1 protein-coding gene is annotated in these 1,179 nt (G+C 44.6%); it reads left to right on the forward strand.

The annotated features are described in order from the left end of the window. Positions 1–1,179: elongation factor Tu (gene tuf, locus NL42_RS17195; protein ID WP_461313679.1), on the forward strand; the 1,179-nt coding region annotated here is incomplete at its 5' end.

Below are 1,179 nucleotides of genomic sequence, written 5' to 3' on the forward strand. Positions count from 1 at the left end.
AAGTTTGAACGTAATAAGCCACACGTAAACGTGGGCACAATCGGTCACGTTGACCATGGTAAAACAACTTTAACTGCTGCGATTGCAACTATTTGTGCAAAAACTTACGGCGGTGAAGCGAAAGATTACTCACAAATCGACTCAGCACCTGAAGAAAAAGCACGTGGTATTACAATTAATACTTCACACGTAGAATACGATTCTCCAATCCGTCACTACGCTCACGTAGACTGCCCGGGCCACGCCGATTATGTTAAAAACATGATTACTGGTGCTGCTCAGATGGATGGCGCGATCCTTGTATGTGCTGCGACTGATGGTCCAATGCCACAAACTCGTGAACACATCCTTCTTTCTCGTCAGGTTGGTGTACCTTACATCATCGTATTCTTGAACAAGTGTGACCTTGTTGATGATGAAGAATTACTTGAATTAGTAGAAATGGAAGTTCGTGAACTTCTTTCTACTTATGACTTCCCAGGTGATGACACTCCAGTTATCCGTGGTTCTGCGCTTAAAGCGTTGGAAGGCGATGCTGGTCAATATGGTGAGGCTTCAGTTCTTGCTCTTGTTGAAGCGCTTGACTCTTACATTCCAGAACCAGAACGTGCTATCGACAAAGCATTCTTAATGCCAATCGAAGACGTATTCTCTATTTCTGGTCGTGGTACTGTAGTAACAGGCCGTGTTGAATCTGGTATCGTTAAAGTTGGCGAATCAGTTGAAATCGTTGGTATCCGTGACACAGTAGTAACGACTGTAACTGGCGTAGAAATGTTCCGTAAATTGCTTGACGAAGGTCGTGCAGGCGAGAACTGTGGTGTTCTTCTACGTGGTACTAAGCGTGAAGACGTACAACGTGGTCAAGTACTTGCTAAACCAGGTACAATCAAACCGCACACTAAATTCGATGCAGAAGTATACGTACTTTCTAAAGAAGAAGGTGGTCGTCATACTCCATTCCTTAACGGCTACCGTCCACAGTTCTACTTCCGTACAACTGACGTAACTGGCGCAATCCAATTACAAGACGGCGTTGAAATGGTTATGCCAGGTGACAACGTTGAAATGTCAGTAGAATTAATCCACCCAATCGCAATGGACCCAGGTCTACGTTTTGCGATTCGTGAAGGTGGTCGTACTGTAGGTGCTGGTGTTGTTGCGAAAGTAACTGCATAA

The sequence above is a fragment of the Acinetobacter sp. GN11 genome, from assembly GCF_054823985.1.